The sequence below is a fragment of the Chroococcidiopsis sp. SAG 2025 genome (genome assembly GCF_032860985.1).
Classification (GTDB): domain Bacteria; phylum Cyanobacteriota; class Cyanobacteriia; order Cyanobacteriales; family Chroococcidiopsidaceae; genus Chroococcidiopsis.
On the sequence record NZ_JAOCNC010000001.1, the window covers coordinates 4,982,066 to 5,006,281 of the forward strand.

27 protein-coding genes and 1 other RNA gene are annotated in these 24,216 nt (G+C 45.7%); 16 read left to right on the top strand and 12 right to left on the bottom strand.

Going from position 1 to position 24,216, the window contains the following annotated elements:
* The first annotated feature begins 115 nt into the window (after nt 1–115).
* Nucleotides 116–3,523: a phycobilisome rod-core linker polypeptide gene (locus N4J56_RS24480; protein WP_317108814.1), complete on the top strand. Its 3,408-nt coding sequence runs from the start codon at nt 116–118 to the stop codon at nt 3,521–3,523.
* A gap of 266 nt (nt 3,524–3,789) precedes the next feature.
* On the opposite strand, the gene N4J56_RS24485 is transcribed toward N4J56_RS24480, so the two are convergent.
* On the bottom strand, nt 3,790–3,993 hold the full coding sequence (locus N4J56_RS24485) for a hypothetical protein (RefSeq protein ID WP_317108815.1): 204 nt from the start codon (nt 3,991–3,993) through the stop codon (nt 3,790–3,792).
* A 68-nt stretch (nt 3,994–4,061) separates the two neighbouring features.
* On the opposite strand from N4J56_RS24485, the gene apcA reads away from it, so the two are divergent.
* On the top strand, nt 4,062–4,547 hold the full coding sequence (gene apcA, locus N4J56_RS24490; RefSeq protein WP_015156256.1) for an allophycocyanin subunit alpha: 486 nt from the start codon (nt 4,062–4,064) through the stop codon (nt 4,545–4,547).
* Nucleotides 4,548–4,602: 55 nt separating this feature from the next.
* Nucleotides 4,603–5,088 (top strand): allophycocyanin subunit beta, encoded by a 486-nt coding sequence (gene apcB / locus N4J56_RS24495; protein ID WP_015156257.1) that lies wholly within the window; start codon nt 4,603–4,605, stop codon nt 5,086–5,088.
* A 256-nt stretch (nt 5,089–5,344) separates the two neighbouring features.
* Here the strand turns inward: apcB and N4J56_RS24500 are convergent, their stop codons facing one another.
* Entirely contained in the window at nt 5,345–5,491 is a 147-nt protein-coding gene (locus N4J56_RS24500) for a hypothetical protein (protein WP_317108816.1), read from the bottom strand.
* A gap of 38 nt (nt 5,492–5,529) precedes the next feature.
* On the opposite strand from N4J56_RS24500, the gene N4J56_RS24505 reads away from it, so the two are divergent.
* Both N4J56_RS24505 and N4J56_RS24510 read left to right on the top strand, forming a co-directional pair.
* Nucleotides 5,530–5,733: a phycobilisome linker polypeptide gene (locus N4J56_RS24505; RefSeq protein ID WP_015156258.1), complete on the top strand. Its 204-nt coding sequence runs from the start codon at nt 5,530–5,532 to the stop codon at nt 5,731–5,733.
* 151 nt (nt 5,734–5,884) lie between these two features.
* The gene (locus N4J56_RS24510) at nt 5,885–7,057 is read left to right on the top strand and encodes an FtsW/RodA/SpoVE family cell cycle protein (RefSeq protein ID WP_410500582.1); all 1,173 of its coding nucleotides are present in this window, start codon (nt 5,885–5,887) and stop codon (nt 7,055–7,057) included.
* Between the two features lie 5 nt (nt 7,058–7,062).
* On the opposite strand, the gene N4J56_RS24515 is transcribed toward N4J56_RS24510, so the two are convergent.
* On the bottom strand, nt 7,063–7,365 hold the full coding sequence (locus N4J56_RS24515) for a DMT family transporter (protein ID WP_317108818.1): 303 nt from the start codon (nt 7,363–7,365) through the stop codon (nt 7,063–7,065).
* A gap of 484 nt (nt 7,366–7,849) precedes the next feature.
* Here N4J56_RS24515 and N4J56_RS24520 point away from each other — a divergent pair, with 484 nt between their 5' ends.
* The gene (locus N4J56_RS24520) at nt 7,850–8,584 is read left to right on the top strand and encodes a cytochrome c biogenesis protein CcdA (protein WP_317108819.1); all 735 of its coding nucleotides are present in this window, start codon (nt 7,850–7,852) and stop codon (nt 8,582–8,584) included.
* Between the two features lie 74 nt (nt 8,585–8,658).
* Nucleotides 8,659–10,029, top strand: a complete 1,371-nt coding sequence (locus N4J56_RS24525) for a cytochrome c biogenesis protein (RefSeq protein WP_317108820.1) — start codon at nt 8,659–8,661, stop codon at nt 10,027–10,029.
* A gap of 31 nt (nt 10,030–10,060) precedes the next feature.
* Here the strand turns inward: N4J56_RS24525 and N4J56_RS24530 are convergent, their stop codons facing one another.
* The 6 genes from N4J56_RS24530 to N4J56_RS24555 all read right to left on the bottom strand — a co-directional run bounded on the left by N4J56_RS24530 (nt 10,061) and on the right by N4J56_RS24555 (nt 12,648).
* Complete coding sequence (locus N4J56_RS24530) at nt 10,061–10,558, bottom strand: pentapeptide repeat-containing protein (RefSeq protein ID WP_317108821.1); 498 nt, start codon at nt 10,556–10,558, stop codon at nt 10,061–10,063.
* Between the two features lie 116 nt (nt 10,559–10,674).
* Nucleotides 10,675–11,070, bottom strand: coding sequence for a preQ(1) synthase (gene queF / locus N4J56_RS24535; RefSeq protein WP_410500583.1), 396 nt, complete (start codon nt 11,068–11,070; stop codon nt 10,675–10,677).
* 84 nt (nt 11,071–11,154) lie between these two features.
* Nucleotides 11,155–11,565: a hypothetical protein gene (locus N4J56_RS24540; protein WP_317108823.1), complete on the bottom strand. Its 411-nt coding sequence runs from the start codon at nt 11,563–11,565 to the stop codon at nt 11,155–11,157.
* A gap of 203 nt (nt 11,566–11,768) precedes the next feature.
* Nucleotides 11,769–12,155, bottom strand: coding sequence for a phasin family protein (locus N4J56_RS24545; protein ID WP_192159169.1), 387 nt, complete (start codon nt 12,153–12,155; stop codon nt 11,769–11,771).
* Nucleotides 12,156–12,179: 24 nt separating this feature from the next.
* An RNA gene (gene ffs / locus N4J56_RS24550) (signal recognition particle sRNA small type) lies at nt 12,180–12,276 on the bottom strand.
* Nucleotides 12,277–12,381: 105 nt separating this feature from the next.
* Entirely contained in the window at nt 12,382–12,648 is a 267-nt protein-coding gene (locus tag N4J56_RS24555) for a YciI family protein (protein ID WP_317108824.1), read from the bottom strand.
* A gap of 116 nt (nt 12,649–12,764) precedes the next feature.
* Between N4J56_RS24555 and N4J56_RS24560 the strand changes: the two genes are divergently transcribed.
* The 3 genes from N4J56_RS24560 (at nt 12,765) to N4J56_RS24570 (ending at nt 15,230) form a co-directional block, all read left to right on the top strand.
* Nucleotides 12,765–13,319, top strand: coding sequence for a 2'-5' RNA ligase family protein (locus N4J56_RS24560; protein ID WP_317108825.1), 555 nt, complete (start codon nt 12,765–12,767; stop codon nt 13,317–13,319).
* Nucleotides 13,320–13,390: 71 nt separating this feature from the next.
* Nucleotides 13,391–14,740 carry a four-carbon acid sugar kinase family protein gene (locus N4J56_RS24565; RefSeq protein WP_317108826.1) on the top strand — a complete coding sequence of 450 codons (1,350 nt, stop codon included), beginning with the start codon at nt 13,391–13,393 and terminating at the stop codon, nt 14,738–14,740.
* Between the two features lie 40 nt (nt 14,741–14,780).
* On the top strand, nt 14,781–15,230 hold the full coding sequence (locus N4J56_RS24570) for a hypothetical protein (protein WP_317108827.1): 450 nt from the start codon (nt 14,781–14,783) through the stop codon (nt 15,228–15,230).
* A gap of 126 nt (nt 15,231–15,356) precedes the next feature.
* Here N4J56_RS24570 and psbA read toward each other — a convergent pair whose 3' ends face one another.
* Nucleotides 15,357–16,439 carry a photosystem II q(b) protein gene (gene psbA / locus N4J56_RS24575; RefSeq protein WP_317108828.1) on the bottom strand — a complete coding sequence of 361 codons (1,083 nt, stop codon included), beginning with the start codon at nt 16,437–16,439 and terminating at the stop codon, nt 15,357–15,359.
* A gap of 397 nt (nt 16,440–16,836) precedes the next feature.
* Here psbA and cofG point away from each other — a divergent pair, with 397 nt between their 5' ends.
* Together cofG and hflX are read left to right on the top strand one after the other, a co-directional pair.
* On the top strand, nt 16,837–17,787 hold the full coding sequence (gene cofG, locus N4J56_RS24580; RefSeq protein WP_317108829.1) for a 7,8-didemethyl-8-hydroxy-5-deazariboflavin synthase subunit CofG: 951 nt from the start codon (nt 16,837–16,839) through the stop codon (nt 17,785–17,787).
* 99 nt (nt 17,788–17,886) lie between these two features.
* Nucleotides 17,887–19,623, top strand: coding sequence for a GTPase HflX (gene hflX / locus N4J56_RS24585; RefSeq protein WP_410500584.1), 1,737 nt, complete (start codon nt 17,887–17,889; stop codon nt 19,621–19,623).
* Between the two features lie 32 nt (nt 19,624–19,655).
* Here hflX and N4J56_RS24590 read toward each other — a convergent pair whose 3' ends face one another.
* Together N4J56_RS24590 and N4J56_RS24595 are read right to left on the bottom strand one after the other, a co-directional pair.
* Nucleotides 19,656–20,333, bottom strand: a complete 678-nt coding sequence (locus N4J56_RS24590) for a TIGR04283 family arsenosugar biosynthesis glycosyltransferase (RefSeq protein WP_410500585.1) — start codon at nt 20,331–20,333, stop codon at nt 19,656–19,658.
* An 89-nt stretch (nt 20,334–20,422) separates the two neighbouring features.
* The gene (locus N4J56_RS24595) at nt 20,423–21,055 is read right to left on the bottom strand and encodes a TIGR04282 family arsenosugar biosynthesis glycosyltransferase (RefSeq protein ID WP_317108832.1); all 633 of its coding nucleotides are present in this window, start codon (nt 21,053–21,055) and stop codon (nt 20,423–20,425) included.
* A 294-nt stretch (nt 21,056–21,349) separates the two neighbouring features.
* Between N4J56_RS24595 and pgl the strand changes: the two genes are divergently transcribed.
* From pgl to N4J56_RS24615, 4 genes are all read left to right on the top strand, one after another.
* A complete protein-coding gene (gene pgl / locus N4J56_RS24600) occupies nt 21,350–22,081 on the top strand; it encodes a 6-phosphogluconolactonase (protein WP_317108833.1) in 732 nt (243 codons plus the stop codon).
* 37 nt (nt 22,082–22,118) lie between these two features.
* Entirely contained in the window at nt 22,119–23,033 is a 915-nt protein-coding gene (locus tag N4J56_RS24605; RefSeq protein WP_317108834.1) for an FHA domain-containing protein, read from the top strand.
* A gap of 31 nt (nt 23,034–23,064) precedes the next feature.
* Nucleotides 23,065–23,370: an FHA domain-containing protein gene (locus tag N4J56_RS24610; RefSeq protein WP_015156279.1), complete on the top strand. Its 306-nt coding sequence runs from the start codon at nt 23,065–23,067 to the stop codon at nt 23,368–23,370.
* 211 nt (nt 23,371–23,581) lie between these two features.
* Nucleotides 23,582–23,815, top strand: a complete 234-nt coding sequence (locus N4J56_RS24615) for a DNA-directed RNA polymerase subunit omega (RefSeq protein ID WP_015156280.1) — start codon at nt 23,582–23,584, stop codon at nt 23,813–23,815.
* Nucleotides 23,816–24,216: the final 401 nt, after the last annotated feature.

A 24,216-nucleotide genomic window follows, 5' to 3' on the forward strand; every position in this document is an offset into this window, starting at 1 on the left:
AAGAAAAATTCCCTTTCTGGGGAGGGAAAAACCTAAAATAAACAAACGTGAATTCATTCACACCCTGGTCAGACTTAACACAGTAACGATTATTGATGGGAGCTTAAGAAATCTAATGAGTGTTAAGGCAAGTGGTGGAAGCTCAGTTGCACGTCCGCAACTATATCAAACGCTAGCAGTCGCAACCATTTCCCAAGCCGAACAGCAAGACCGCTTTTTAGGGCGGGGCGAACTGGACGAATTAGCCAACTATTTCGCCTCTGGCAATAAGCGGCTAGAAATTGCTGAAACTTTAACAAAAAATTCTGAGATTATTGTATCCCGTGCCGCTAACCGCATCTTTGTCGGTGGTTCGCCAATGGCTTATCTGGAAAAACCCAGAGAAACAGAAATGGCGATGGCAGCAACTGTGCCGGATGTCAAGGAAGGCATGAAGCTAGGAACTGTCACTTACGTTGAGAGTCGGGGCGGCGGTTTCTTAGAGGGATTGCGATCGCTTTTTAGTGCTAGTCCTGGTGGTGGTGGCGGTGGTCCTACACCTCCTGGTTTTCGCCCCATCAACGTCGCCCGCTACGGTCCTGGGAACATGCAAAAATCCCTGCGGGACTTGTCGTGGTTTTTACGTTATGCGACGTATGCGATTGTAGCTGGCGATCCAAATATTATCTCTGTTAACGTGCGAGGTCTGCGGGAGATCATTGAAAACGCCTGTTCTGGCGAAGCAACCATTGTCGCATTACAAGAAATGCGGGCATCGGCGCTGTCTTATTTCCGCCAGAATCCTGAAGCAGCAAATATTGTTGCTCAGTACATGGACGTATTGATTACAGAATTTAAAGCCCCTACACCTTCTAATAAACTGCGTCAGCGTCCTTCGTCCGACCAGCAAGGGTTACAACTGCCACAAATTTACTTTAATGCGGCAGAAAGACGACCCAAGTATGCGATGAAGCCAGGGCTATCGGCAGCAGAAAAGAACGATATTGTTAAAGCTGCTTATCGCCAAGTCTTCGAGCGCGATATTACCCGCGCTTACAGCCAGTCGATTTCTTACTTGGAATCTCAAGTTAAGAACGGCGATATCTCCATGAAAGAGTTTATTCGCCGCTTAGCAAAATCGCCCCTGTATCGCAAGCAATTTTACGAGCCATTCATCAACAGCCGCGCCCTGGAATTAGCTTTTCGTCACATTTTGGGTCGGGGTCCGAGTTCTCGCGAAGAAGTCCAGAAATATTTCTCGATTGTTTCTAACGGTGGCTTATCAGCACTGATAGACGCGCTGGTAGATTCCCAGGAATACTCCGACTACTTCGGGGAAGAAACCGTACCTTATATTCGCGGTCTGGGTCAAGAAGCGCAAGAGTGTCGTAACTGGGGTCCACAACAAGATCTGCTCAATTACAGCGCCCCCTTCCGCAAAGTACCGCAATTCATCACGACATTTGCGGCGTACAATAGACCGCTACCCGACCAACATCCGTATGGTTCCGGTAACGATCCGTTAGAAATTCAGTTCGGGGCAATCTTCCCGAAAGAAACTCGCAACCCTAGCAGCAGCCCTGCACCTTTTGGTAAGGACACCAAGCGGATCTTGATCCACCAAGGACCAGGTATCAATAACCAAAACAGCAATCCGAGAGCGCGGGGTGAATTCCCTGGCACTTTGGGCGCGAAAGTCTTCCGCTTGGATCAAATTCCAGCAACGGGTGGGAGAAAATCTCCTACAACTTCTAGCGTTAGATTCTCGGAAAGTTCGACTCAAGCCGTGATCCGCGCCGCTTACCTCCAAGTATTCGGACGGGATGTGTACGAAGGACAGCGGTTGAAGGTAGCTGAAATCAAACTGGAAAACGGTGAAATTTCGCTACGGGAATTTATCCGCGCCCTAGCTAAATCGGATCTATTCCGCAAGCTGTATTGGACACCATTCTATGTCTGTAAGGCGATCGAATACATTCACCGTCGCCTGTTGGGTCGTCCAACTTATGGCAGACAAGAAAACAACAAATACTTCGATATTTGTGCCAAGAAGGGCTTCTACGCTCTGGTAGACGCAATTATTGATAGCCCTGAATACGGTGAGGCTTTCGGGGAAGATACCGTACCATACGAGCGCTATCTGACACCTCAAGGTCAAGCACTGCGATCGCTGCGTACTGGTAGCATTCGAGAAGATGTCGGCGCAAGAGTCGATAAGGAAGAAACCCCCCGCTTTGTCGAACTGGGCGCTGTGACCGAAATGCGGACGCAGCCAGATATTCAGACTCGCGTGGCTCAAGGTGTTACCAAGCAGCGAGAGCAAACAAAGATCTTCAAGTTAGAAGAAAGCAGCGATAAAACAGCCGTACAAACTATTATCCGTGCTGCTTACCGTCAAATCTTCGAGCGCGACATCGAACCCTACATCGCCCAAAACGAATTCACTGCTCTAGAAAGTAAATTAGGCAATGGTGAAATTACTGTTAAGGAATTTATCGAAGGGTTAGGAAATTCAAACTTATATCTCAAAGAGTTTTACGCTCCTTATCCCAACACCAAGGTAATTGAGCTAGGAACCAAGCATTTCTTGGGACGCGCCCCCATCGACCAAGGCGAAATTCGCAAGTACAACCAAATCCTCGCAACTCAAGGTCTACGTGCCTTTGTTGGAGCAATGGTTAACAGTGCGGAATACGCTCAGATATTTGGGGAATATTACGTTCCATACCGTCGCTTCCCCACCTTGCCAGCAGCTAACTTCCCGAATACCGAGAAGCTATACAACCAGCTGACCAAGCAGAACGATGATATTGTCGTTCCCAGCTTCGAGCCAGTACAACCGCGCATGGCAACTGAAAATATGCCATTAATGGCAAAAGCGATCGCGGATATGGCAGCCAAAGCACGGCAAGTCGATAAGAGCAAGCCGCTATTTATCGAACTCGGTCGCTCCTATAACGACGGACGTGGACAATCTGTAGAAGTTGGTGTCGGTACGGCTCGCCGCAAACCAGCGCGGATCTACCGCATGACACAGGGAGCCAACCAAGGGGAAATCGCCCAAGTTATCAACGCGATTTACTGTCAGGTAATGGACGTATTTAGCGGTCAAGTACCCGTTTACTTCCGTCGTTCTGACCTAGAGAGCAAACTGCGTAACGGTGAAATCTCGGTGCGCGAATTTATCCGTACCTTGGCTAGTTCCGAAATCTACTGTCGTCGCTTCTACACCCCCTATCCCAACACCAAGGTGATTGAATTCCTGTTCAGACACCTGTTGGGACGCGCACCTGCAACTCAGGGTGAGATCAGACAGTACAACAAATTATTGTCTGAGGGCGGCTTAAAAGCGGCTGTAGACGCGATGGTGGAGAGTCCAGAGTATGCCCAGTACTTCGGCGAAGACGTAGTGCCATACCGTCGCTATCCGTCTCTCCCTGCTGGCAACTATCTGGGTAGCGTTAAGGCTGCGGCTGACTTAGTGAAGCAGTCTTGGTCTGACCTATCTCCTTCGTTGTTAGCGCAGTCGTTCGGACAGCGGTAAATAAGGAGCGAGGGGCGAGGAGCGAGGAGCGAGGGTTATGTAAAAAATAATCCTCGTTAGTTCTGCTCAATAGAACGGAAAAAGGAGCGAGGAGCGAGGAGCGAGGGTTATGTAAAAAATAATCCTCGTTAGTTCTGCTCAATAGAACGGAAACAAGATTCATGGATCGTCCTGCTAAAGTTTGAAGGGCGATCTAATGGGGTTTTTTTGCCCAAAAAGCAACCGCTTCACCTGTTCCCTCACTCCTCACTCCTCACTCCTCGCCCTTACATTCGCTCCCAATTCTGAAAGAGAATGTTACAAACTGTTAAGAGCTGAATCAGAAGATGAACGCAATGCCGCAAAATATTTGCGGTAGGTAACTGAAGATTAACAACTTGTGTAGATGCGATCGCGCAAGTCTTCTGCGAAGCGAAATAACTCTGATAGCCTACAAGCTGTTGGGTTACGGTAAAATCCAGAAGTGGCACTCAGTCACCCCCACGATTACACCAGTTATATATAAACCTGGTTTCATTTTTTTGGAGGAATCAGTTAAATGAGTATCGTCACGAAGTCTATCGTGAATGCCGACGCAGAAGCTCGCTACCTCAGCCCTGGCGAACTCGATCGGATCAAGAGCTTTGTTACCAGTGGCGAACGCCGTCTGCGTATCGCTCAAGCTTTGACCGACAACCGCGAGCGGATCGTTAAGCAAGCTGGCGACCAGTTGTTCCAGAAGCGCCCTGACGTTGTTTCTCCTGGTGGAAATGCTTACGGTCAAGAAATGACCGCTACCTGCTTGCGCGACCTCGACTACTACCTCCGCCTGATCACCTACGGAGTTGTAGCTGGCGACGTTACCCCAATTGAAGAAATCGGGATTGTTGGCGTGCGCGAAATGTACAAGTCTCTCGGCACACCCATCGAAGCAGTAGCAGAAGGCGTTCGCGCTATGAAGAACGTAGCTACCTCGATGATGTCTGGTGAAGACGCTGGCGAAGCTGGTTCTTACTTCGATTACCTCGTCGGAGCTATGCAGTAGAGCGTTTGCTCTCTACTTGTCGATCTTTTTACGTGTGACATAAGGAAGCAAAGAAATGCAAGACGCAATTACCTCTGTAATCAACACTTCAGACGTTCAAGGTAAGTACTTGGACACCGCTGCTATGGAAAAGCTAAAAGGCTACTTCCAAAGTGGTGAACTGCGAGTTCGTGCTGCTACCACCATCGCTGCTAACGCTGCTGCGATCGTTAAAGAAGCTGTAGCTAAGTCCCTGTTGTACTCTGATATCACCCGTCCTGGTGGTAACATGTACACCACTCGCCGCTATGCTGCTTGCATTCGCGACCTCGACTACTACCTCCGCTATTCCACCTACGCAATGTTGGCTGGCGATCCTTCCATCCTCGACGAGCGCGTACTCAACGGTTTGAAAGAAACCTACAACTCCCTCGGCGTACCCGTAGGCGCTACTGTACAAGCTATCCAAGCGATGAAAGAAGTCACCGCTAGCTTGACTGGTCCCGACGCTGGTAAGGAAATGGGCGTATACTTCGACTACATCTGCTCTGGCTTGAGCTAAGAGTTGGATCTTTAAAGTAGTAGCTGCGATCGCAAGCTACTAAGGCAATCGTCTAAATCAAGTCTGGGAGTCGGTCGTGAGTGCTAGAACGTTCTATCGCCTGTCTGACTCAGTGGTGAGAGTATAAGCGATCGCGCTTTAGTATTGACGATTTACTCCCAGCCTTCGATTAATTCAGTTAACAGTGTAGAGACGTTACATGTAACGTCTGTACAAGAGTTGTCAGGAATTGCTGTTAACTGGGGAAAATTACACGTCAAGTCATTAAAAAGTTTTTGAGAAAATCTACCTGACGCTCTCGAATAGCAGTGAAACTTATGGGAGAATTAAGGGTAGTAAATAAATAGAGTGCTAATTCGGTAAGAACGTTGCAGCACTGACAAGCACTCGAATAAGTTGACATCAAAAATTTTCTACATTCTTTACAGGAGATTTTGAACGATGCGGATGTTTAAGGTAACAGCTTGCGTCCCCAGCCAAACTCGGATTCGGACGCAGCGCGAACTACAAAATACCTATTTCACCAAACTGGTTCCTTACGACAACTGGTTCCGCGAGCAGCAACGGATCATGAAAATGGGTGGCAAAATTGTAAAGGTACAATTAGCTACTGGAAAGCCTGGAATGAATACAGGTTTGCTGTAATTGCAGCTTTCTTCATATGTTGCAATTAGTAGGGGCGCACCGTTGTGCGCCCCTACTAGTTTTATACATATGTATCGGATTGAAAGCGCGATCGCCCCTTTTACAAAAACATCCGCTATACTCCTACTGTCCTCACACAACCATAGCTGTCGTGAAGCTGCTACGCCGGATCGTCACCTTTTTCTTCCCGCCTGTTTCCCAATGGGCAATCCTGCCAAGATTACTGCATTGGATGACCTTTCTCTGGTTATTCATCGGATTAGCGGTTCTCTTTTCTGCTTCCTATGTCGAAGGCGAAACTATGGGAGATGGTTTTTACTATGTCAAGCGTCAACTGGCATGGATATTTGTTGGATTATTAGGATTTAACTACGTCATTTATTCCCCACTTAAAAGAATCTTAAATGTCTCCCATTGGTTCTTTCTGATTTTACTAGGATTACTATTTTTGATTTTTGTTCCTGGAATGGGAATAAAAGTGAATGGTGCTATGCGCTGGCTGAATCTGAGGATTATAGCAATTCAACCATCGGAATTAATCAAGCCATTTTTAGTCCTCCAAAGTGCGAAGATTTTTGGTAGGTGGCATCAAATTAGCCCAGGAAATCGTATTTTCTGGGTATTAATTTTTATTTTGATGCTAGGGGGGATTTTACTACAGCCAAATCTGAGTATGACAGCTCTGTGTGGTATGAGTATATGGTTAGTAGCGCTAGCAGCAGCCGTACCGTATCTTTACTTAGTACCTGCAGCATTATTAGGAGTTGGAACTGCGGCGCTGAGTGCAATGCTGCGGCCATACCAAATGAAGCGATTGATGTTGTACCGTAATCCTTGGCAAGATGCATCAGGACATGGATATCAATTAGTACAAAGTTTAATTGCTATTGGTTCCGGTGGAATTTGGGGTAAGGGATTTGGCTTATCACAACAAAAGTTATTTTATTTGCCAATTCAATACACCGATTTCATATTTGCTATTTTTGCTGAAGAGTTCGGCTTTGTTGGTTGCCTTTTACTATTATTAATGTTGATGGTTTATGCAACTCTGGCTTTACTTGTAGCGTTTAATGCCCGCAACCCAGTTTTTAGATTAGTTGCGATCGGGGCAATGATATTGATGGTAGGGCAATCTTTACTTAATATTGGTGTAGCGACAGGAGCGCTACCAACTACAGGTCTACCCTTTCCACTCATGAGTTATGGTGGAAATTCAATGATGACAAGTTTAATTATTGCTGGATTGCTAATTCGTGTCGCCCGAGAAAGTAGTGAAGCAGAAATTGTACCTTTTCAAGAGCGAAAACAAGAGCGGTTTGTTTAAAATCTCTATTCTTCACCTTGTAAAAAGCCCATGCCAGCAACAATAAAACTGACACCAATGACATTGATGTAAGACAAGCTTTCTTGAAATAAAACAACCCCAAATAAAACTGCTAGGATTGATTCTAATCCTAGTACGACAATATATGTTACTCCTAGCGTAGCCTTACGCATGGCAACAGTCTGTATACTAGCTCCAGCAATAAAGAAGATGTATACCAATAAGCTAGGGATAGGCTGAGATAACCCTTCAGATAGCTTCATGAATACACCGCCAATGGTGAAAAGAATTGCTGAAATCAGAACCATTATTAAATACATATCTAGCTCGTATTTGAAATTGTAATTGAGTTTTTATTGACTCATAACGTTGCTTGACTAAATTATTTTTAGTTGGTCAATGTCAATTGTGTTAAACAATCTAAAGTCATAATTCATAAATTTTTTATTAAGAAACTGTGTATCGTAAAGGCTAACCAATAGATTATTCCTCCGTACATCTGCTGTACATCCGCAACTTTACGGAATATTCACTAGGGAAGTATTCAGATTTAATTACAATTTGTAAAATAAAATGAGTCAGAGTCAATTATTCAGCAAAACAGCAAGAGATTTTAACTGTTGTAACTAGATGTATCAAAACTGCAAAAACAATCTAACGAAAATCTAAATAATCGCAAAAATTGTGGTATGCCAGCGTTTTTTCCAGTCGGGCGATCGCCTCTAGCACCAGGAAAAGGCATGAATTAAGCTAAAATGCAAGCATAGTCAGCATTCCATCACGTAGCTGTCCATGCTGGAAACCATTCAAACTCAGCTCTACAAACTCGAACAATTTGCCGATCTCTTAGTCGCCGAGCAGTTATCTCATTTGGGCTGGGTCAGCATAGGTATTATCTTTACAGCAGGGTTGCTGACTAGTCTCACACCCTGTATGCTTTCCATGCTGCCCATCACCATCGGTTACATTGGTGGTTATGAAAATAAAAGTCGCTGGCAAGCCGCAGCTCAATCAACATGGTTTGCGTTGGGATTAGCCACAACTTTAGCAGCCTTGGGAATAGTTGCGGCACTCGTAGGCAAAGTTTACGGTCAAGTTGGGATTGGTCTACCAATTATTGTTAGCATCATCGCAATTTTGATGGGGCTGAATTTATTAGAAGCCTTACCCTTACAACTACCATCGTTTGGGGGCATGGATTGGATTTCTAAAGATTTTCCCCCAGCTGTACGCTCCTATTTCATCGGTCTGACCTTTGGTTTAGTCGCCTCTCCTTGTAGCACCCCAGTGCTAGCAACGCTCCTTGCCTGGGTCACAACTACACAAAATACCATTCTGGGAGGAGCGTTGTTACTGGCATACACCGCAGGCTACGTAACACCCCTGATCTTAGCTGGTACGTTCACCGCTAGCATTAAGAAGTTGTTAGAGTTGCGGCAGTGGTCAGGGTGGATTACCCCTGTGAGTGGGGCGCTACTGGTAGGATTTGGAGTGTTTTCGCTGCTATCTCGAATTCCACTCAGTTAATAGTTAATAGTCAATAGTTAATTGCAATCAACTATTGACTATTAACTATTGACCATTAATAAATAATACACAACATGACTTTAGATAATTCTGCGACTAATTCAACACCGCGATCGCATTTAGGTAAATTTCTGCGTGCAGAACTCTTACCCATCCTCACAGATTTACGATTGGCGATCGTCTTATTATTAGCGATCGCCTTATTTAGCGCTAGCGGTACGGTAATAGAACAAGGACAATCAATCGAGTTTTACAAAGCTAACTATCCTACAGACCCAGCTTTATTCGGTTTCCTGAGTTGGAAAGTTATCTTAACTATAGGCTTAGACCACGTATATCGTACGTGGTGGTTTTTATCGTTACTGATTCTATTTGCTACCAGCCTCACAGCCTGTAGCTTTACCCGCCAGTTACCCGCTCTGAAAGCTGCTCGTAATTGGAAATTATACGACCAACCCCGCCAGTTTCAAAAATTGGCTTTGAGTGCAGAACTCGACAACGCTTCTCTTTCCTCTCTCACGCAACTGTTGCAACAAAAGCGCTACCGTGTCTTTCAGGGCGAACAAAATAACTTATATGCCCGTAAAGGTATTGCCGGACGAATCGGTCCGATTATCGTTCACATTGGTATTGTTATCATCTTAGCTGGGGCAATTTGGGGAGCCATGACAGGTTTTGTGGCTCAAGAAATGGTTCCTAGTGGTGAAAGCTTTCAAATACGTAACATCATTGATGCTGGTCCCCTAGCAGCACCTCAAATTCCCAAAGATTTAGCTTTAAAAGTCAATCGCTTTTGGATCGATTACACCCCTACTGGTAGTATCAACCAATTTTATTCCGATATATCTGCACTCGATCGCCAGGGACAAGAAGTCAAACGCAAGACTATATTTGTCAACGAACCTTTTCGCTACCGAGGCGTAACTTTTTATCAGACTGATTGGGGTATTGCGGCAATTCGGATTCGGTTTAATCATAGTCCAACCTTGCAGCTACCAATGGCAGCTTTAAATACCAACGGTAACGGTCGTTTGTGGGGAACTTGGATTCCCACGAAAACAGACTTAAGTGAGGGCGTTTCTCTGCTAGCAAAAGATTTACAGGGAACGCTATTGATTTATGATGCCAAAGGTCAGTTAGTTGATACTCTGCGGGCGGGAATGGCTACCACTGTCAACGGTGTGACGCTGAGAATTGTCGAGGTGGTTGGTAGTACGGGTTTGCAAATTAAAGCTGACCCTGGAATCCCCATTGTCTATGCAGGTTTTGGCTTGCTGATGCTGGGAGTTGTGATGAGTTATGTTTCCCACTCACAAATCTGGGCTTTAGAAAAGGACGGTCACTTTTACGTTGGTGGCAGAACCAATCGAGCGCAGGTGGCTTTTGAACGAGAAATGCTAGAAATTCTAGACCAAATTACCCAAAAACAAGAGATTAAATTGTAGAGAAATTCTATGGAATCTCTCTACCAACTTATTAGGAACACCCTAGAGATTCACGGGTATCAACTCCGGTGATGGGATTAACCCCACTAGCATACTCGCACAACTGCACGACTTGTTCTCGATCCAGCACGGCTTCGCTAAAATCTGCACCCGTCACTTTTGCTCCCTTAAAATTCGATCGCAACATCATGGCTGATGTCAAAATCGCATCGCTTAGATCTACCGCTGATAAATCGCTGAGATAGGCAATACCATAGCTGAAGTCAACGCCGTGCAAGTTAGCTTTACGCAAAACCGCACTATTAAAAACCGCCCCTCGCAAGTCAGCGCTGCTAAAATTAGCCTCTGCAAGTTTGGTATTATTAAACTCTGCTCTTACTAAATTTTGACCGGAATAATCTTTAGTCTGAACTTGCACGTCATCGTAGGCTCGGATGGCTGCGGAACTAGCAGCTTGAGCAGGTAAAGGCAAGGTGACAAAGACAAGTAAGGCGATCGCTATTCCCAGAAAATACCGAAATCCACGCATGGCAAGCTGAATGAGTCAGTTACAGAACTGCATCAAAAGTAACATTATTTAACTTTATTTTCTCGATTCTACGGAAAGATTTTTAGCAAGAGGCGTATTAGAAAGCTTTGCTACACTCAAAACGCTTCTGGGGTTTGGTGGTGGTGTACCTCAACAACTGTATGTACGTTACCACGAGGAGCAAAATCACCTTTGATATGCGCTTCTAAAGGATCGCAAGCTGCCACAAAGTCATCGAGAATCTGATTGACGCTCTCTTCGTGAGAAATGTAGCGATCGCGATAGCTATTAATATAAAGTTTAATGGCTTTTAGCTCTACTACCCGTTCGTCAGGGACGTATGTAATGTTAATCGTGGCAAAATCAGGATAGCCAGAAAAAGGACACTTACAGGTAAATTCCGGTAGAGTAATGTGAATCTCATACCGTCGTCCGATCCGTGGGTTGGGAAATGTAATAAGCTTTCCCTCGGCAATCTGGCGTTCGCCGTACTTGATTTCCTCTACTGACATTTCTTCTGCTGACTGTGATGTGAGATCGGGGGAAAAGTTCAAGATTGACTCAAATTTTGGGTTCTTTGTAATATAATATTACACTTAAAACTCAAACTCTTCTGCTTCCCAATCCGGGCAATTGCTATCGTCCCAACCGTAGGGATGCATGGCACAGACCATGAGATTGCCACCATAAACTTGTCCGTGGTAATGCTGGCAACCCATACAAGCGGGATGTTGTTGTGGAGTAGGTTCGACTGAATAAGGAAAAGAGATTTCCGAATGGTCCATCAAGTCATCCAGATGCCAATATGAATCGAGATCCACATCGTCATTTAAATCGGCTAGATATTGCTCGACCTCGGTAACGATCGTATTGTGTAGATGCTCGGAAAATTCTCCAGATAGCTCAAACAGAGTTTCCACAGTTGTCGTCACTCCCAGAAACAACCGTTCTACTTCGTCCACTGCCGTTTCGATTAATTCCAAGAAATCTTTTTGCCACTTTTCCATAGTCTTATGGGGGCGATCCACTCTAGTTGCAGTCTCAATCTTGATGTTTGAATAAAATTGGATAGCACTTACTGTCCAATCTATTTACTTATAGATCTAAAAATTCTATTTTGAACGGTTATTCAAGGCGATCGCAGTCGAATCGAAACAAATATTAATCAATTAATGACTGACAAACTCACGGGTAATATATTCCAATTTGACTACTCCCGTTGCAGCCGCCTGAGTTCGTCTTGCAGTTTTTGTACTTGCTCCCGTAACTGGTCTACATTACCTTCGCTAGTAGTTTGAGTCGTTGAGGTTGTGGGTTTTTCTTCATCATCGGACAGAATTTCAATCCGACGCGGTTCGCTAGAAGCTTTACTACCATCTACTTCAGTTGGTGGCTGTTGAGCTTGCCTCATCAAATCATCCACATACCGCTTTGCTTCATCAGCGGTCATCTCACCCTTCGCTACTAGCTCATCTGCCAGTTTTTGAGCTTGCGATCGCAGTTCTGCTAGCTTACCTGTCGCCCTCTCGCTGGCATAAGAAGCTAATCCAACGCCGAGATAAAACGCTTTTTGCACGATATCCCCTAAACCAGGCATGGCTGCAATTGCTCCCATAAACTAGGCGACTCGGAGACCACGCCTATCACAAGCATCCCGTATTGCTGCTACCTTCCGGTTCTGACAAGGTTTGGGCGTTGAGATCGCGTAGATCCGAGTCTTTTTTATCATAGCAGTTTTTAGTGCGTGGTGAGTGGTGCGTGGTCCGTGAAAATACATCTTGCCAACAACCATCAACCGTCAACTGTTAGCCAACCACTAGTTATCATTCAACGACAATTCGCCATTCGTATAGTTCGTATTTGACGCAACCAGATTTTACGAGTGGGTCTTGTGCCACAATTGCTTCAGCCTCAGTCATGGAGTTTGCCTGAAACAGCATCATTCCGCCACCCAAACACCCCCAATAACCAGTTTTGGCTCGGTGTCCTCGGTCGATTAAATCGCGAACGTAAGCTTTATGGGCAGGTACGTGTTGGTCAAAAATAGTTTTGTCAACTATGCCTTTTTCAATCTTGACAAACCAAGGCATTCACGCTCATCCTCTAAACTTCTAAACTTAAATATGAATATGTAACATTTAGTATTTTCAACTGCGATCGCCAAAATTTTAACTTTACATAACTTTAAAGTGCATTTCAAACAACCTTGAATACCGAAACCAGTTTATTCTTTGTTGCTCTACTACCTCCACTAGATATTCAAGACTATGCCACCCAGATTAAACAATATTTTGCCACGCAGTATCACAGCTGCGCCGCACTAAAATCTCCACCCCACATAACTTTGCAACCTCCGTTCAGGTGGTTAAATGCCAATACACTCGCTTTAGAAGAGTGCTTGTGGGAGTTTGCTAGCGAGCGCGCCTCAATTCCAATTACGCTCAATGGTTTTGCAGCGTTCCCTCCGCGCGTAATATATATAGACGTGGTGCGATCGGCTGAATTACTGGCTTTACAAGCCGATTTGATGGCGCAATTAGCAGCACAATTAGGAATTGTCGATCGCATATCCAAAACTCGTCCCTTTGCACCCCACATGACGGTGGGGTTTAAAGACTTAACCAGACAAAACTTTCGCCTAGCATGGCAAGAATTTCAGCCGCGACAACTCTACTTCGAGTTTACGGCTAGCTGTTTAACGCTACTGCGACACGACGGCAAAAAATGGCAGATTCAATCAGAATTTAGTTTTGGTGGTTAACGGATAACTGATAACTGATAACTGATAACTGAAAAATGAGACAATAACAAGGGCAGCGCTCAACGTCAAACATGGCAACCAAACCGAAAATTATTGTCCTCGATGACGATCCTACAGGCTCTCAAACCGTCCACAGTTGCTTGTTGCTAACGCAGTGGGATGTCGATACTTTGCGGCTGGGGTTGCAAGATGACGCACCAATTTTCTTCGTGCTGACAAATACGCGATCGCTACCTCCCGATAAAGCTGCAACTGTGACTAAGGAAGTCTGCCACAATTTAAAACTAGCTTTGGCAGCGGAGGAAATTGCAGATTTTCTCATCGTCAGTCGTTCTGATTCTACATTACGGGGACATTACCCGATTGAAACCGATGCGATCGCTGAAGAACTGGGACCTTTTGACGCGCATTTTCTAGTTCCAGCTTTCTTTGAAGGCGGACGAGTCACCCGCGATAGCGTGCATTACTTAATTGTGGATGGCGTTCCCACTCCAGTTCATGAAACCGAATTTGCTCGCGATTCTGTCTTTGGTTATACATACAGTTATTTACCCGACTATGTGGAAGAGAAAACCAAAGGACGCATTCCCGCACTTTCAGTAGAAAGGTTTTTACTCTCAGAGATTCGCAGTGGTACAGATATTACGAATAATTTCTCCACTTTAGAAAGGTTAATGCAGCTCCAGGAAAATCGATGCGTTGTCGTTGATGCAGAGACGCAAGACGATCTCAATCGCTTTGCTACCAACGTCCTCAACGCCGCTAGCCAGGGAAAGCGCTTTTTGTTTCGCAGTGCAGCTAGCTTATTGACGGCTTTAGCAGCTCTACCAACTCAACCGGTTCCTGCTGAAGCGATGTCTCGATATGTACGGGGTGGAAAGCCAGGTGCAGTCATCGTTGGTTCTCATGTCAAGAAGACAACTCAACAGTTAGAAAGGTTGCTGCAAGAACCGGATATTGTCGGTATTGAAGTCGATGTAGCTCATTTGTTAGAAGATTCGACAACCCAAAAACACCAATTACGCGATCGCACTTTAGCAAAGATTAATTCTGTTCACAACTCTGGCAAAACTCCAGTTGTTTATACTAGCCGTAAAGAATTAGTCTTTCCAGACATGCAAACTCGCCTGCAATTTGGCGCGGATGTTTCAGCTCTGTTGATGGATATAGTCAAGGGTTTACCGTCAGATATTGGGTTTTTAATTAGCAAGGGTGGAATCACTTCCAACGATGTTTTAAGTGACGGACTCGCCCTGACTTCTGCCCGCTTGTTGGGACAAATTTTAGCTGGTTGCTCGATGGTACGCACACCAGTCGATCATCCGCAATTTCCTAATCTACCCGTAGTTTTATTTCCTGGGAATGTTGGCAATACCGATGCTTTAGCCACAATTTATCGCCGTCTGGTAACGGTTACTTAAAAGAGCGAGGCATTACATTTCAGAGCCAAATTTAGCGACAGTGAAGCGAATTATTTTTTCTCTAGCAGCATTGACTTTCATCGCAGCTGCAATAGCCCTATTGAACGGCTCGATTCTACCAAGAAAGCCTGACGAGGTATCGCGATGTCCGCGCGAAGCCTTGACGAGATCTGATACCAAGAGCGATCGCATACATCCCGAAAAAGTCGTCGTCAGACCCTGGAAAGGTCGGCATCAAGTCTATGCTATTTTTGTACTCCCTGATGACTATGAGATAGACAATGCTGTTGTCGTAAATATTGAAGGAGAGATGACTTACTGTGCTAGTAAACCCGCCAAAGTTAAAGGAGATGAATTTCAAGGAGTCTATGCCAAACCTGGAGAAGATATATTTGTCGCACGCTTTAGAACTCGAACTGCTAGTTGGCTGATTGCCCAAGGTAAAGTAGAGGCACTAAAACAACCGCACAACTGGAGCTTGAGGAGATAGAAATCGCCTGTTCCTCTGCCCCTCACTCCCTGATACACAAATAAAAAGCACCCCTCAACTCTGAAAGGCGCTTTTTACCTTTATGGAGAGACGCGAGCGATCGCATCTCAGCTATTAGCTATTGAATTAACCGTTGATTGCAGGAGCGGTTAAAGCAACAGGAGTAGCTTCACCACTAGCTAAATCGAGTGGGAAGTTGTGAGCGTTGCGCTCGTGCATTACTTCCATACCCAGGTTAGCGCGGTTGAGTACGTCAGCCCAGGTGTTGACTACACGACCTTGGGAATCAAGAATAGATTGGTTGAAGTTGAAGCCGTTGAGGTTGAACGCCATGGTGCTGATCCCTAATGCAGTGAACCAGATACCGACGACGGGCCAAGCACCCAAGAAGAAGTGCAAGGAACGGCTGTTATTGAAGGAAGCGTATTGGAAGATTAGACGACCGAAGTAGCCGTGAGCTGCAACGATGTTGTAGGTTTCTCCTTCTTGTCCGAATTTGTAACCGTAGTTTTGAGATTCGGTTTCGGTGGTTTCGCGTACCAGAGAAGAGGTAACGAGAGAACCGTGCATCGCGCAGAACAGAGAACCACCAAATACAGCTGCTACACCTAACTGGTGGAAGGGGTGCATCAGGATATTGTGTTCGGCTTGGAACACCAACATGAAGTTGAAAGTTCCGCTGATCCCCAAAGGCATACCATCAGAGAAAGAGCCTTGTCCGAGCGGGTAGATTAAGAATACTGCGGTAGCGGAAGCCAAAGGAGCGCTGTAAGCTACGCAGATCCAAGGGCGCATACCCAGGCGGTAGGACAACTCCCACTGACGACCCATGTAGCAGAAACAACCGATCAAGAAGTGGAAGATTACCAACTGGTAAGGACCACCGTTGTAAAGCCACTCATCTAAAGAAGCAGCTTCCCAGATCGGATAGAAGTGTAAACCGATCGCGTTAGAAGAAGGCACAACTGCACCAGAGATGATGTTGTTGCCGTAGATTAACGAACCTGCTACTGGTTCGCGGATGCCATCAATGTCTACTGGAGGAGCAGCAATAAAAGCAATGATGAAACAGATGGTAGCGGATAGCAACGTAGGAATCATCAATACACCGAACCAACCTACATAAATGCGGTTTTCAGTGCTGGTGATCCAGTTGCAGAACCGATCCCACAGGCTGGAGCTGCGCTCGCGCTGTAATGTGGTTGTCATAGTTCTATAATTGCTGGTTTGAACTGTTAATGAACTGATAATTAAATTCTAGGCAGTATGTTTACCACCTGTATTGAAGATTAACGTTAGGAATTGATTTTTGTAAAGGGTTTTTTAGTTTAATTTTTGTTTTTTCGGTAACGAAAGAGCGAGAATGGCAAATTACAGTAATAACTCCAATTTTTGTAAACTTTTATTTAATCGACTGAAGAATTTTTAACTCTTCTTTACATCAAGTTCTACGGATTGATTGTATCTAAATGTAAAAATGAGTATAAATATTTTAATTAAGAAATGTTAATCAAAAATTGGTAATTGCTCTGTTCTCTCCCTCAGCTCCCGATCGCTCCCGATCGCTCCGCGACTCTCTCTTCCCCCTGCTCCCTGATAACTAATTATGACTGGTACTGTCACCTATAGCCCTGCTTATACCTTAGTTCCAACTTACGAATGCTTTAATCGCTGTAGTTACTGCAACTTTCGTACCGATCCCGGTCAAAGTGCTTGGATGACATTAGAATCAGCAGCCAAGATTCTGAGGGGACTGCAAAAGCAAGACGTATGCGAAATCTTGATTTTAAGCGGTGAAGTACATCCGCGATCGCCCCATCGAAATGCTTGGTTTGAAAGAATTTACCAGTTGTGCCAACTTGCTTTAGAACTGGGTTTTTTACCCCATACCAATGCCGGACCATTAAGTTTTGCGGAGATGGAACGCCTTAAAACTGTCAATGTTTCAATGGGATTGATGTTGGAACAATTGACACCAGAATTGTTACAAACAGTACATCGACACGCACCTAGTAAAATTCCCCAATTGAGATTGCAACAATTAGAATGGGCGGGAAAATTACAGATTCCGTTTACGACTGGGTTATTACTAGGAATAGGAGAAACCGAAACAGATTGGTGGGATACATTAGAGGCGATCGCCACACTACAGCGACGCTGGGGACATATACAAGAAGTCATATTGCAGCCTCACAGTCCTGGTAGCCAGCAAAGCTTCGCTGCACCAGCTTTTAACCCGCATCAAATGCCAGAAGTTATTAGCAAAGCTAGGGAAATTTTACCTTTAGATATGACAATTCAAATTCCCCCTAATTTAGTGCTAGATCCTCAATGGCTGTTAGCCTGTATAGAAGCTGGTGCTAGAGATTTAGGCGGAATTAGTCCTAAAGATGAAGTTAACCCCGATTATCCCCATCTTTCTGCACCAAAATTAATCAAAATTCTAGAACCCGCAGGATGGCAACTCGTACCCCGATTACCTATATATTCTCAATATGACCGTTGGCTGACATCGCAGTTGCAAACATCTGTAAGACAATGGCGACGTAAGTCGTAAGTTGAAATTAACTGATAACTGGTCACTGATAACTGGTCACTGGTCACTACTCCCTTTTTTGTAGAATAGTAATGAAGCACTTAGAGGATAAAAAAGCCTATCGAGACTATCTACGGAAACTTACAGGGTCTAAAGTCTAGCCAATTAAAGCAACTTGCTAGACTGTACCATCAACGCTTACCAGGCGATCGCCTCACTACGCCTGAATTTGCCCAAAGGTTAGCGGCAATTAGTAGCGACATTAACCAGCCCGTCTGCGTTTATATTAACCGTCGCGGACAAGCGATCAGAGTGGGAGTAGGGACACCCAGACAAACTCAAATCCCGCCTTTAGAATTGCCCCGATACGGTGCAGAACGACTCAGCGGTATTCGCTGCATTGCTACACAGCTCAAACCAGAGCCGCCAAATGAAGCTGCACTGACATCAATGGCATTACAAAGGCTAGATGCATTGGTAACGCTCAACATTACCAGCGCTGGCTTTGAAAAGCGGGGTGGTGGAGTCACCGGATACGTGAAAGAAGCATACCTGTCCCATCTAGTACCCAGCACCAACCTAGAGTCTGTTGTCCTCACTCCCGACTCCCTACTCCCGACTCCCCAAACGGCTTGGAGCATATCCCCACCTCTAAGCTTAGACAGCCTCACCAAACAAGATTTTCTCGATTTGGTAGAAGGATTAGAAGCGGAGTTCGGACGAGAATTTATCGGTCAACAAGTCGATACAGACCGCGATCGCGTTTTACTAGTTGGAGTAGTAACGGATAACGCAGCGGCGCGAGAATTTCAAGACCGTTTGGCAGAATTGGGACGTTTGGTAGAAACGGCTGGCGGTGAGGTGTTGCAGGTAGTACAACAAAAACGCCCTCACATTCATCCTCAAACAGTCGTGGGTGCGGGAAAAGTGCAAGAAATTGCGCTCACAGCTCAAACTTTGGGAGCAAACTTGATTGTCTTCGATCGCGATCTTTCTCCCGCCCAAGTGCGTAACCTAGAAACGCAAATTGGCATTAGAGTGGTCGATCGCACCGAAGTGATTTTAGATATCTTTGCCCAACGCGCCCAGTCACGAGCGGGTAAATTACAAGTTGAGCTAGCCCAATTAGAATACATGCTGCCCCGTCTGACGGGTAGAGGTCAAGCCATGTCTCGATTGGGTGGTGGAATTGGAACTCGCGGTCCTGGGGAAACAAAATTAGAAACTGAACGACGGGCAATTAGTCGTCGTATATCACGACTGCAACAAGAAGTCAACCAGCTCCAAGCTCATCGATCGCGCTTACGTCAACAGCGCCAACACCAAGAAGTCCCCTCAATCGCCTTAGTTGGCTATACCAATGCTGGTAAATCGACATTGCTAAATGCTTTAACAAATGCTGAAGTCTATACTGCCGACCAGCTATTTGCTACCCTCGACCCGACGACACGCCGTCTAGCGATCGCAGATACAGAGACAGGTACACCGCAAGAGATTGTCTTGACAGATACAGTAGGGTTCATTCACGAACTACCTGCATCGCTGATGGATGCTTTTCGGGCAACATTAGAAGAAGTGACGGAAGCCGATGCTTTACTGCACGTAGTAGATTTATCCCATCCGGCTTGGCAAAGTCAAATTCGTGCTGTGATGGGCATCTTATCAGAAATGCCCGTTACCCCGGGTCCAATTCTGTTGGCACTCAACAAAATCGATCGAGCTGATAGCGACACTCTCGCACTGGCGCAATCTGAGTTTCCCCAAGCAGTATTTATTTCCGCTGAGAACCGTTTGGGATTGGAAACCCTGCGACAGCGGTTGCTTCAGTTAGCTAAATACGCGGTGACAACTGTGTAATTAGTTGACAGGTGACAGTTGACCGTCACCTGTCAACTACTAACTTTTCCACGATACCAAGCGGCAATTTTGTTAGGTGAAACGCCTGATAAATAAGAAATAACTGCGATCTGGTTTTTGAGTGTAGTTTGGCAAACGCCTTGTTTGAGCCAACGGCGGGGGGAGGTAAGCACGAATGTAGGCAGTATAACGATACGCCCTCTGCGTCTCAATTGGCGCATCAATTCAAAGTCCTCCATCATTGGTAAATCGGGAAAGTTGCCCAACTGATGAAATACAGACGATCTTAAAAAAATAGCTTGGTCGCCGTAAGGCATTTGCAGGAGACGCGAGCGCCAATTGACTCCCCATTCAATTAACCGCAAGCTACTTAAAGGCGAATCAATTCTTAAACGAAAAGCTCCCGCGATCGCACTAGGTTTAACCAGTGCAGCCCGTACCATCGCATCAAATCCAAGCGGTAGACGAGTATCGGCATGGAGAAAAAGTAAAATTTCCCCTGTTGCTGTGGCTGCACCAAAATTCATTTGTTTGGCGCGTCCTCTAGGAATAGACAACACTTTTGCTCCCCAACCAGATGCGATCGCCACAGTATCATCTTGGCTGCCACCGTCCACAACAATAACTTCTACATTTGTCCCTGTTTGCGTGCTAGCTAAAGTTGTTTCAATCACCCGCGCTTCATTCACCGCCGGAATAATAATCGAAATCTTCTCTTCCTCGAATCGGGAATCGGGAGTCGGGAGTCGGGAGTCGGGAGTCGGGGAATTTTGAATTTTGAATTGCTTCCCTGTTCCTTTCACGGCGATCTCTGCTCCCAAATATACAGATCTTCTGGGCGATCGACATCTGGTAGTTGGGGTAAGTAAGCAATAGATAAATTCAACCGTTTGGCGATCGCAACTGTTTGAGACAAGACTTCAGGAGATCCCCAATTCACCCCGACAAATAACTCTGGAATAAAGCGGCGTAGACCGAGTAAATAGTAACCGCCATCGACAGCTGGACCAAGAACGAGATCGCAAACCCGATGCAACTGGTCAAAAGCTGCTGCGATCGACTCTGCATTTAATCCAGGGCAGTCAGTGCCGACGATCGCAGCATAGTCAGCACCATCGTGAAATGTAGTGGCAAGCGATCGCGCCATGCGAGTCCCGAGATCTCCCTCTCCTTGGACTGTATAAATTAAGTCATTTCCCAACCACTGCATCATCAAATTTGAGTTTCCACCAGCAAAACAAACTTCTACCCTGACAGAACGTTGTACTTGCAGTCGCTTCACCTGCGTCAGGGTATGCTCGGTCATCTGGCGATGCAATAAAGCTGCTTTTTCTGCACCTAAAGCTGGAATCAGTCTTGTTTTTGTCTTCCCTGGTTCGGGGTAGCGGGTGAAAATAATTAAACTTTCTCGGATAATTCTAGTAGCGTTCACAAAACAAAACTTTACAGTTATCAGTTATCAGTTATCAGTTGTCAGTTATCAGCTATCAGTTGTCAGTTATCAGTGGTGCGTGGTTTTTCTCCCTCAGCTCCCTCAGCTTCCCCAGCTTCCTCAGCTCTCTTCTCTCCCTTGTCCCCCTTGTCCCCCTGCTCCCTGCTCCCTGCTCTCCCTCAGCTCTCTTCCTCCAGCCCCTAGCCCCTAGCCCCTAGCCCCTTGTAAAATGTAACAGCTTCGGTACATTTTAACTGAGAGTATAAATTGCACTGCTATAACACTGCTATAACAATGCACAAAAAAGTTGAAGTCTTACCAGATCTAGCGGCGCTAGTCCAGCGATCGCTCGAACTCACCCTCGCCCAAAAGCACAACGCCATTCAAGCACGGGGACTGTGTACCATCGCCTTATCGGGTGGTAGCACGCCTAAACCTCTCTATGAAGCGATCGCTGCCCAAGCATTACCTTGGGAGAAAGTTCACGTTTTTTGGGGTGACGAACGATACGTTCCTCCCGATAGCCCAGATAGCAATCAGCGGATGGCACGACAAGCTTGGTTAGATAAAGTCAAGATTCCTGCCGAGAATATCCACCCCATGCCCACCAATGCAGCCGATCCTGCTGACGCTGCCCTTCAATACGAAACCCATCTTAAAGAGTTTTTTCAACTAAAATCGGGTGAATTTCCCGCTTTGGATGTAAATTTATTGGGGATGGGAGATGATGGACACACAGCGTCCTTGTTTCCTCATACTGCGGCTTTACAAGTATGCGATCGCATAGTTACAGTTGGGAACAAAGATGGACAGCCTCGGATCACATTTACTATCCCTACTATCAACCAAGCTCGTTGCACCATATTTTTAGTTTCTGGTGCGAACAAGCAAGCGGCATTAGCACAGGTATTTGCATCCGTAGCGGACGATTATACCTATCCTGCACGGTTCGTTCAACCCCAAGGAGAACTTTGGTGGTTGTTGGATCGAGCAGCCGGACAAGGCTTGCAATTACCCGAAGAGTAGCGCTTAAAATCAAAAACTGTTCACAGGGATTGACTTCATGATCGTTTGCCCTAATTGCAATCACCTCAACCCAGAAGGGGCGCAAGCCTGCGAAGCTTGCTACACGCCTCTACCAGCTACTACTAGTTGTCCTAACTGTGGCGCACCCGTACAAACTGATGCAAGGTTCTGCGGACAATGTGGCTACGATCTCAGTGCTGACTTAGCAACTGTCGCCGAAGGAACGCCGCTAGATCTTGGTGATCTACCACCGACTCAACCAAACTTGGCTGTTCCAGAACCGATTGTCGAGGAACCCAGAGTCGAGGAACCCAAAGTCGAGGAACCCAAAGTCGAGGAACCCAGAGTCGAGCCAGCTATAGAGCTAGAATCACCTGCACCTGTAGTGGAAATTATTCATCGCGATCTATCACCGACTCCAGAGCCAGAACCGATAATACCACCAGCGCCGACTCCAGAGCCAGAACCAATCGCAGAATCTCGTAAGAGTAGCAGTATTAACCCTCCTCCCCCGCCAGCACCATTCACACCGCCAACACCAACACCACCACCGCCAGCAGTATCTCAACCCACTCCCATGCCAGCAATGCCCGTGGTTTCGAGTTCCAAAACCCAATTGCAGCAGCAGATTGCCAAGCTCTTTCACGTCCAGACCAATACTCTCATCGAGCTGCCACCAACTCTTTCTGTGGTGCATATTGGTAAGCCTAACGATCGCATTCCTCCAGATGTTGATGTGGCTGGGTTTCCTAATTCCGAAATCGTCTCGCGCATTCATGCCGACATTCGCATTGAAGGAGATGCTTACTACATAGAAGATGTGGGCAGTTCCAACGGAACTTACATCAACAATATGCCCCTTTTACCAGGTAATCGTCACCGTTTGCGGATGGGCGATCGCATTGCTTTAGGTAAGGGAGACTTAGTAACTTTTCTGTTTCAACTTTCATAGCTACTTGTAGCTTATTCTCGATCTGGCTAAAGTGATTACAATTACTCTGCTACATCCTCAAAATGGTACTCCCGTCCAAAATTGGACGTTTGAAACTGAATCTGTTGTCCGCGTCGGACGGGCAACAGACAATCAGGTAATTCTATACAGTGCTGTTGTTTCTCGCTACCATGCCGAATTACATGCGACAAGGGGACAATGGCAGTTAGTGAATTTAGGCGCAAATGGCACTTATATAGATGGTCAACCAATTACAGAATCGATTTCAGTCATAAATGGTACGGTGATTCGACTGGCTAAATCCGGTCCCCAATTACAGATTAAGTTATTGCCATAGCAAGCTGAAGGTGAGCTAGTGTAAGAAGTTAGGCAGACAGCAGAAGTTAAGAAGAGGCACTCCAGCGGGATGTATGTTTGGCTACCTAGTTGAATACGATGCCACAGAAGATATTTTCAACAGCCTCAAGCAAGACTTTACCAAAGAATATGCGAGCGGTTGCTTTGGTTAAGTGACTTACAATGGGAGTTATCTTCAACGACCAATTGCCATGCTGAAGCGTTCTAAGTTCGAGACAACCCAATCTCAAATTATGCACCGTGCGGAGGAGCTGATCGACGCAGCATCGAACCGCTATCGAATTACCGTCCAAGTCGCCAACCGTGCTAAACGTCGCCGTTATGAAGATTTTGATAATGTAGACGATCCGATGATGAAACCAGTCATCCGCGCCATCATTGAGATGTCTGACGAGTTGACTCAACCAGAAATTATCGGTGAATAGCCAATAGAGTAAGTCATGCGTGGCTGGTGGCTAGTGGCTAGATTCTTAGTTTTGGCTCTAGTCACTCTTCACTCTTCACTCTTCACTGACAACTGATAACGGGTGAGTTGCGATCGCCCGTTTTTTGCTATTTATTGCGGTCGCTGAGTAAAATGCTTGAGTTAATCCAATTAAACTCATTGGCTGTGCGATCGCACATTTAAACAATAAATCTCACCTGAGTTATGCGCTCTTTAAAAATAAACCCACCCATACGAAACTTTTGACTTGCTGACATCAGCTATAAAATAAATTGCTTAAATTGCTCGAACGGAAAACTTTCACCCGAAAGAATAAATTTCCCCCTAATTCCTGTTGTAGTGATTAACATGAATGAGGTACTAGAGAATTTGTGACTTGCC

Coding starts and splice junctions, on each gene's coding strand:
- N4J56_RS24480 (WP_317108814.1), top strand. CDS start 116: ATGAGTGTTAAGGCAAGTGGTGGAAGCTCAGTTGCACGTCCGCAACTA.
- apcA (WP_015156256.1), top strand. CDS start 4,062: ATGAGTATCGTCACGAAGTCTATCGTGAATGCCGACGCAGAAGCTCGC.
- apcB (WP_015156257.1), top strand. CDS start 4,603: ATGCAAGACGCAATTACCTCTGTAATCAACACTTCAGACGTTCAAGGT.
- N4J56_RS24500 (WP_317108816.1), bottom strand. CDS start 5,491: ATGTCAACTTATTCGAGTGCTTGTCAGTGCTGCAACGTTCTTACCGAA.
- N4J56_RS24505 (WP_015156258.1), top strand. CDS start 5,530: ATGCGGATGTTTAAGGTAACAGCTTGCGTCCCCAGCCAAACTCGGATT.
- N4J56_RS24515 (WP_317108818.1), bottom strand. CDS start 7,365: ATGGTTCTGATTTCAGCAATTCTTTTCACCATTGGCGGTGTATTCATG.
- N4J56_RS24520 (WP_317108819.1), top strand. CDS start 7,850: ATGCTGGAAACCATTCAAACTCAGCTCTACAAACTCGAACAATTTGCC.
- N4J56_RS24525 (WP_317108820.1), top strand. CDS start 8,659: ATGACTTTAGATAATTCTGCGACTAATTCAACACCGCGATCGCATTTA.
- N4J56_RS24530 (WP_317108821.1), bottom strand. CDS start 10,558: ATGCGTGGATTTCGGTATTTTCTGGGAATAGCGATCGCCTTACTTGTC.
- queF (WP_410500583.1), bottom strand. CDS start 11,070: ATGTCAGTAGAGGAAATCAAGTACGGCGAACGCCAGATTGCCGAGGGA.
- N4J56_RS24540 (WP_317108823.1), bottom strand. CDS start 11,565: ATGGAAAAGTGGCAAAAAGATTTCTTGGAATTAATCGAAACGGCAGTG.
- N4J56_RS24545 (WP_192159169.1), bottom strand. CDS start 12,155: ATGCCTGGTTTAGGGGATATCGTGCAAAAAGCGTTTTATCTCGGCGTT.
- N4J56_RS24555 (WP_317108824.1), bottom strand. CDS start 12,648: ATGCCTTGGTTTGTCAAGATTGAAAAAGGCATAGTTGACAAAACTATT.
- N4J56_RS24565 (WP_317108826.1), top strand. CDS start 13,391: ATGGCAACCAAACCGAAAATTATTGTCCTCGATGACGATCCTACAGGC.
- psbA (WP_317108828.1), bottom strand. CDS start 16,439: ATGACAACCACATTACAGCGCGAGCGCAGCTCCAGCCTGTGGGATCGG.
- cofG (WP_317108829.1), top strand. CDS start 16,837: ATGACTGGTACTGTCACCTATAGCCCTGCTTATACCTTAGTTCCAACT.
- pgl (WP_317108833.1), top strand. CDS start 21,350: ATGCACAAAAAAGTTGAAGTCTTACCAGATCTAGCGGCGCTAGTCCAG.
- N4J56_RS24605 (WP_317108834.1), top strand. CDS start 22,119: ATGATCGTTTGCCCTAATTGCAATCACCTCAACCCAGAAGGGGCGCAA.
- N4J56_RS24615 (WP_015156280.1), top strand. CDS start 23,582: ATGCTGAAGCGTTCTAAGTTCGAGACAACCCAATCTCAAATTATGCAC.